Genomic DNA, 6822 nt, shown 5'->3' with positions numbered 1-6822 from the left:
CGGGGCCGGTGGGCCGGCTCTTGTCATAACGCGACCGCCCAACCCGGGCCCCGGGCGCCCGGGCGCCCCTTCCCTTGACGTTACGTCAGCCTTTGTTTCGATGCAGGTCGCTTTCCCAAGCTGGAACCAGTCTTGGGCGGCATGCATCAGCTGTCGCGGAGCTTGACCAGGTCGTTGAGCAGTCCGCCCGTTCCGTTGTGGACGGTCAGCCGCTCGACCTTGCCGGCGATGGTTTCCAGAGCCTCGAGCTCCTTCAGCCGCAGCATTACCGGGTTTTCCGCCATCACCCTGGCCGTGTTGAGCAGCGAACGCGTGGCGTTCGTCTCCTCGCGGCGACGGATGATGTTGGCCTCGGCCTGCTTTTCGGCCGACACCACCTGGTTGAGGATCTCGCGCATCTCGCCCGGCAGGATAACATCCTTGAGGGCGATATCGCTGACCTCCACTCCGATCTCGGCCATATCGGCGCGAACCTTGGCCGCCGCCTCCTCGTCGATCGTCACCTTCTTTTCAAGGATCTGGTCGAGCGTCAGCGCGCCAAGCGTCTTGCGGAAGGCATACTGCAGGGCGCGGTAGAGGGCTTCGGAGAAGTCCTTCACCATGCTCACCGCCTTGACCGGGTCGACGACCCGGTATTCGGCGGCGATGTTGACGCGGATCGTCACGCGATCCTTGGTCAGCACTTCCTGCCCGGCAACGTCAAGCGACTGGCGCTTGAGGTCGACGACCTTGATCTGCACCATGCGTCCGACGTTCCAGAAGCCATGCACACCCGCCGTCAGCGTCCTGACCAGGACACCGTCGATGAACAGCAGTCCGGCCTGACCATCGACGACCGGATGGACGGACATCAATTCCGCCTTCCGAGCCTGGCCGAGCCGGCGCATGACCGCCGCATCGACGGCGAGGTCGGCCGATGTGTCGATCAGCGTCACCTTCCACGGACCGGCATCCGTCCACAGCACCAGCTTGCGATCCGGCGCCAGCACGGCGTGCAAATTGCCGTCACGCTCGATGATTGCAACGTCCGTGCGCCCGGTGCGAACGACGGTGAAATGACGCGCGGCCACATCCGGGAGCTTGTCGAACAACGCCTTCTCGTATGCCGAAACGAATTCCGGGTTCTTTAGATCGTGCCGGGACACTTCGAGGCTGCCGCGCCGGTTGGCGAGCCAATGTTCGCCCGGCATCAGGACGGCCTTGATCTCACCCTTGTGCAGGGTGAGGGCACGTTCGTTTTCCCTTACGAGGACGCGCTCGCGTCCAAGAACCTGATCGAGAATAGTCATTGTCTTTTACTCCAGTCGGGCATGGCCAATGCGAGGCGTCAAGTCATGCGTCGATCGTCCTTTTCGTTTCTCGTTTCACATCGTTTCGTCCGGGCACGAATGATCCGGGGACTGGTGGCATCAATCCGTGGCGGGCCTGCGGGAGCGGATCGCGAGGCAGCGAAGCGAGCGCCGGAGGCCCTGGCCTCCCTTGCAGGCGACACTGCGCCTTGATCGTCACCGCGGGCCTGGCCGCGAGCCGATGGCGGAAGACGCTCAGGATGATCCGTGCCCGAGGGCCTGGGCCATCCGTCCAGTCTTTCGCATTCCAGTCCCCGGACCGTTTTCGAATGGCTTGGAAGCCAATGGAGAAGGAATCGAACCTTCGACAGTCAGATTCTCGATCTGATGCTCTACCCAGCTGAGCTATCCGTGGTGCAGATGAAGGGAATTGAACCCCCGACCTCCGGACCCAAATCCGGCGCTCTCCCGCTGAGCTACATCCGCGATCCCAATCCCCAAAGCGGCGCCGTATACAGGGCGGCAAAGCCGCCTGCACGGGCGGAGACGAAAGCTCCAACCGTTGTGCTCACTCCAGTTCTCGTGACCGGGAGCGCGCCTATAGCCCCTGCGACGGGTTGTCGCAAGCGGGATTGTCGCGGCTGATTTGCGGCGTCTTTCAATGGTGGCATTTCGGCAACACCGCTTCAAACCATCCGTGATGGAGTGCAGTGCCTAAAAGGTGACCCGGCCGAGTACGCGCAGGCCATCGTCCTGCGGTTCGACGACCACGGCCTCGCCTTCGCGGGGCGAAACGCCGGTCAGTGCCTGGATATTTTCCAGATGGGTGACCATGACCAGATTGTCGGAGCCGGAATAGGCGCGGATCTCCTTCAGGATCGCTGCGATCTGAGAGGCTTTTTGCGCCGCGTCGCCCTTCAGGAGATCGAGCGGTGCAAACTGTTTCGGTTCGGCCTCGAAAGCAATGCGGGCGGTGTCCACGCAGCGGCAGTAGCGGCTGGACAGCACGCGCTCGATTGGTGCTGCACGAGCGGCGAACAAGGCGCCGATCTTGCTCGCCTGCTGCTTGCCGCGCGCCGACAGGTTGACCTGGGTGGCACAGCTGTCGATGTCGAAATTGACCGGATCGGTGATGCCGGTGACCATGGCATGACGCAGTAGTACGACATGGCCGCCATCGCGTAATAGTGCCCAGCCGGCGTCCGTGGCGTGGGCTGCGGCCGGGATGGCCAGCAGAAGCAAAGCCAGCACAAATCGAATCATAGGCTATCCTTCTCCGGTTCCCGGCAATGGGTTCCGGTGACCGGACATATAGGGACGTAAAGCCAGCCGAAAGACAAGGCGCGGTCGGGCGGAGCCTTACTTCTTGGCCATCTGCTTCTTCGCCAGATTGATTTTCTGGTCGGTCAACGGAATGGGCATCGTGTAGCCGGCTTCGGTAAACCCCCGCTTGGCGTTCTCGAAGAATTCGATGGCTTTCAGATATTCCAGCTTACCCGCGCCGTAACTGGCGTGGTTCCAATGGACGTCGCCGAGGTTGTTCTGTTCGAACGCCCACTGCAAGGGCTGACTCTCGCGGGTGAATACCTTCAGCGTCGCCGTGAAGGCTGCCTCCGCGTCATCGAGGTATTTGTCCGTGCGTTCGAGATTGCCGAGGTTGAGCAGACTCATGCCTATGCCGTTCTGGGCGTTGGCCCAATCGATGGGGGCGGCTTCGATAGTCAGCACCTCAAGCGCTGCCCGCCGGGCCACGATTGAATCGTGCAGGGTTTTGGGATTGGCATCGCTCATGCTCAGCCAGTGCAGCGCCGACCCGAGACCGGCTTCACTCAGCGCCCATTGCCGCGGGTTCGTCTCGCGCTTGTACTCGCGCAACGCATCGCGATAGGCGGCGATGGCCTCGCCGTAAAGTTCGGGCTTGTCCGTCACGCCGCCGAGAAGCTGCAGCGTGTTGCCGAGATTGTAGTGGCTCATCGCCCAGTCGAGGGGGAATTTTCGCCTGACATAGACCTGCCGCGCGGCCTGGAAGGCGTTCACCGATTGCTCGAGCTTGGCCGCGTCTCGGGTGCGCTGGCCAAGCGTCTGGTAGATCGAGCCGAGATTGTTCTGCGCCGACGCCCAGTCCATCGGGAAACGCTGCCGGGTAAACACCGTCAGAGCATCGTCATAGGCCGCCGCTGCCTCTTCGAGCGCGCCGGTTCCCATATCGAAGCGGGCGACACCACTCAGTGCGTTGCCCAGATTCAGCCGGCTGGTTGCCCACGAGACCGGGAAGGTTTCGCGGGTTCGCACCTCGAGCGCGGCACGGAATGCATCGGCCGCCTTGTTGATCGTTGCGTTGTCGTTGAGCTGGATGCCAAGCGACACAAGCGTGTTGCCGAGATTATTCTCGACCATCGCCCATTCCACCGGCGCTTTTTTGCGGGTGTATTCCTTGAGCGCGAGCCGGTAGGCGGCTTCGGCTTGCGTCAGATGCTCGCTAGTGGGTTCGCGTTCGGAAAGCGCATAGAGCGCCAGGCCGAGGTTGTTCTGCGAAGCCGCCCAGTCGAGCGGCACCTTGTCGCGCGGGCGCTTCTCGAGTGTGGCGCGCATCGCCACCACCGCTTCATTCAGGCGCTTCGGGTCGCTCTCGCGTTCGCCGATCTTCAAGAGCACATTGGCCAGATTGTTTTGCGCGGCGGCCCAGTTGAGGTCGTCCTTCTCATGCTCGAAGACGACAAGGGAATCACGGAAGATCCGAGCCGCTTCTTCGAGGTGAGCCGTTTCGGTCTCGCGCTCGCCGATGGTCTGAAGAACCACCGCCATGTTGTTGCGGGTGATCGCCCAGTCGCGGTTCTGTTCGCCATTGGGAATGAAGTTGAGGATGATGCGATAGGCCTCGATGGAGTGCTGCAGCGCATCGAGGTCACCGGTGGCGTAGCCGTAAGCGTTCAGCGCCTCGGCTTCCTGGTTCTTGTAGTTCCAGCGCAGCTTGTCGTCCCATTTTTCCGCCAGCGAAAACGCCTTGGCATAGTCGCCGGCGGCGGATTTGTAGTCGAAGACCAGTGCCGAGGCGCCGGCGCGCCTGGCGTAGATCGCGGCATCGGCAAGACGCTTCTGCTTGAGGAGATCCTCGGCGTCATCAACTGCATCGTTGGTCTGCTCGACCCGGCCGACGGCGTCGTCGAGGAATTTCCGCGCCGTCACGATGGCGCCCTGGCCGATCGCCTTGTCGGCGGAGGCGACCAGCCGTTTGATCTCCGGATCGTCGGTGCGCAGTGCGGCGCGCTCGGACATCATCTTCTTCAGGCGTTCAGCTTGGGCGTCGAGCACCTTTTGCAGGTCGGTCGGATCTTCGGGGATTTTTTCCGTGCCTAGCGCCTTCAGCACGCCATAGAGTGCGTCGAGCGGCACGCCTTCCTGCAGCGAGGCCAGTTCCACCTGTGCCCGTTTCGGGTCGGGCAGCTCGGAAATCGTCAACAGCAACTGGCGCCGTTCGCCGGTGATCAGCCCGTCGTCGCCGGTCGGCTCCACAGGTGTGACGCCGAAATAGAGCAGCCGGCGCAGGCTTTCATTGACCCAGGGACGCTGTTTTGCCTTGGTGTCGAGATAGACCTCCTCGGTCACCATGCGCATGACCGAGCCGAACTCGGTGCCCTTCATCGCCGCGAGGTGGCGCAGCAGGGCGGCCGCGTAGGGACTGTTTTCGCCGGCGGCGCCATCGAGCGCCGGGCGGCCCGGCTCGGCGGCAAAGCCGACCACCGTGCCCAGGCTTGCGTCCGTCGCCGGCGCATTGCCGAGCGCCTTGGCGCCGCGCACCGGTTCCAGCCCGCCGGCGCCGATGGGCGAGGCGGAGGCGGTCGGGGCGCGCCGCACCACGGCGCCCGCGGGAAACGGGTTGGTGCGGCAGGCATCGAGCAGCACGATCGTCACCGGTATTGTCGTCTTCAGCGCGTCCATGACGGCGGATATCGGCACCAGTGCCTGATCGGCATCTCTGAGTGACGACACGTCGGCATCGACCGGAACCAGATAGTTCTCGCCGCCGGCCTCGATGCCGTGACCGGAATAATAGATGAAGGCGACATCTGCGCCTTCGGCATCTTCCGTGAAACGCTCCAGGTCGCGCTTCAGCTTGGCGGCGTCGCGATCGGTGACGCTGCGGGCGTCGAAACCGAGATCAGTCAGCATCTTGGCCATGTCGCGGGCGTCATTGGCCGGGTTGGGGAGGGCGGCGATGTGCTCGTATTTCGACTGGCCGATGATCAGCGCCACGCCCTTGAGGTTTTTGGTTTCGGCGGCCTGAGCCATACCAACCCCGAGGCAAAGCAGCACGCTGACGAAAGTCGCCAGCCGCCGGACAAGATTGCCGTTCCAAGTGCCGACAAAGGCCATTTGTCGTTTCATCCGCCCGATGCTTCAAACCCTCTATAAGCCTGCCAGCCGACGATGATCAAATTCGGGCGCGATTGCGCCGCGACCATGGCTCGCCTATCACGGGAAAAATGTCTCCGCTCACCGAAACCGTCCTTTTCGTCTTCAGTCTTGTCGCGCTCGGCTATCTCGCCGGGTTTACCGGCTATCTGAAGCCGGCGAGCGGCGAGGGCATAGCCGATTTCGCGGTGAGCGTAGCGATGCCGCTGCTGTTGTTCCAGACCATGGTGAACGCGGATTTCCACGGAGTGGCACCTTGGTCGCTGTGGGGCGCCTATTTCGCGGCCGTGGCAATCACCTGGGCTGCCGGCCATCTCGTCACCACGCGGATATTCGGGCGAGATGCACGCGCCGGCGTCGTCGGCGGAGTTTCATCGGCCTTTTCCAATATCGTGCTGCTCGGCGCTCCCTTTATCCTCGGCATATTCGGAGCGGATGGTTTCGAGGTACTGTCGTTGCTGGTGTCAGTGCATCTGCCGATCATGCTGATGGCCTCGATCGTGTTGTTCGAAGCCTTCGGGCGCGCCAGCGGCGAACCGGTGCATCCGTTGCGCGTTATTCATAGCTTCCTCAAGCGGCTTTTCATGAATCCGTTGATCATCGGCATTCTGGCAGGACTTGCATGGCGCATCACAGGTGCGCCGCTGCCTGATGTCGCCATGCGCCTGGTCGATGCATTGGCCGGTACGGCGGGGCCGGTGGCGTTGTTCGCCATGGGGCTCAGCCTGCGCCGCTTCGGCATTTCGGGCAATATCAGGCCGGCGCTGGTGCTTTCGGCGTTGAAGCTGTTCCTGATGCCGGCGCTGGTCCTCGCCTTCGTCTGGCTGCTCGGCCTGCCGCCCTTGACTGCCAAGGTGGCGGTGATGGTTGCCGCGATGCCATCCGGCGTCAATTCCTATCTGATCGCGGTGCAGTTTAACACGGGCCAGGCGTTGGCGTCGAACCAGATGACCATCGCGACCGCCTGCGCCGCCATCACCACCGCTTTCTGGCTGACGGTGGTGCTCCACGTTTTCTGATACCATGTGTGCCGATTTTCGGGCGATGCCCGCCTGCGATCGGCATCTCATAAGCGAGCCTGCTCTCGCCCCCGACTGGCCCAACCCCTATATGCCATGTA

At 62.7% G+C, this 6822-nt stretch carries 4 protein-coding genes and 2 tRNA genes; 1 reads left to right on the top strand and 5 read right to left on the bottom strand.

The window, feature by feature from the left end; translation table 11 throughout:
- Positions 1-146 precede the first annotated feature (146 nt).
- The 5 genes from NKH57_RS09125 to NKH57_RS09105 all read right to left on the bottom strand — a co-directional run bounded on the left by NKH57_RS09125 (position 147) and on the right by NKH57_RS09105 (position 5675).
- Entirely contained in the window at positions 147-1289 is a 1143-nt protein-coding gene (locus NKH57_RS09125) for a slipin family protein (RefSeq protein ID WP_352943621.1), read from the bottom strand.
- Positions 1290-1624: 335 nt separating this feature from the next.
- A tRNA-Leu gene (locus NKH57_RS09120) sits at positions 1625-1699 on the bottom strand.
- A 2-nt stretch (positions 1700-1701) separates the two neighbouring features.
- Positions 1702-1775, bottom strand: a tRNA-OTHER gene (locus tag NKH57_RS09115).
- A 228-nt stretch (positions 1776-2003) separates the two neighbouring features.
- Entirely contained in the window at positions 2004-2552 is a 549-nt protein-coding gene (locus NKH57_RS09110) for a histidine phosphatase family protein (protein WP_352943619.1), read from the bottom strand.
- A 96-nt stretch (positions 2553-2648) separates the two neighbouring features.
- Positions 2649-5675, bottom strand: coding sequence for a caspase family protein (locus tag NKH57_RS09105; RefSeq protein ID WP_352943617.1), 3027 nt, complete (start codon positions 5673-5675; stop codon positions 2649-2651).
- A gap of 98 nt (positions 5676-5773) precedes the next feature.
- Here NKH57_RS09105 and NKH57_RS09100 point away from each other — a divergent pair, with 98 nt between their 5' ends.
- Entirely contained in the window at positions 5774-6721 is a 948-nt protein-coding gene (locus NKH57_RS09100) for an AEC family transporter (RefSeq protein WP_352728574.1), read from the top strand.
- Positions 6722-6822: the final 101 nt, after the last annotated feature.

It is taken from the genome of Mesorhizobium sp. M1050 (genome assembly GCF_040318715.1).
GTDB lineage: Bacteria > Pseudomonadota > Alphaproteobacteria > Rhizobiales > Rhizobiaceae > Mesorhizobium.
Note: the sequence above shows the minus strand (reverse complement) of the source record. Positions and strands in the feature narration are given on the sequence as shown.

Bases quoted from the DNA above. Each gene is read 5' to 3' on its own strand.
- NKH57_RS09125 (WP_352943621.1), bottom strand. From the start codon at position 1,289: ATGACTATTCTCGATCAGGTTCTTGGACGCGAGCGCGTCCTCGTAAGG.
- NKH57_RS09110 (WP_352943619.1), bottom strand. From the start codon at position 2,552: ATGATTCGATTTGTGCTGGCTTTGCTTCTGCTGGCCATCCCGGCCGCA.
- NKH57_RS09105 (WP_352943617.1), bottom strand. From the start codon at position 5,675: ATGAAACGACAAATGGCCTTTGTCGGCACTTGGAACGGCAATCTTGTC.
- NKH57_RS09100 (WP_352728574.1), top strand. From the start codon at position 5,774: ATGTCTCCGCTCACCGAAACCGTCCTTTTCGTCTTCAGTCTTGTCGCG.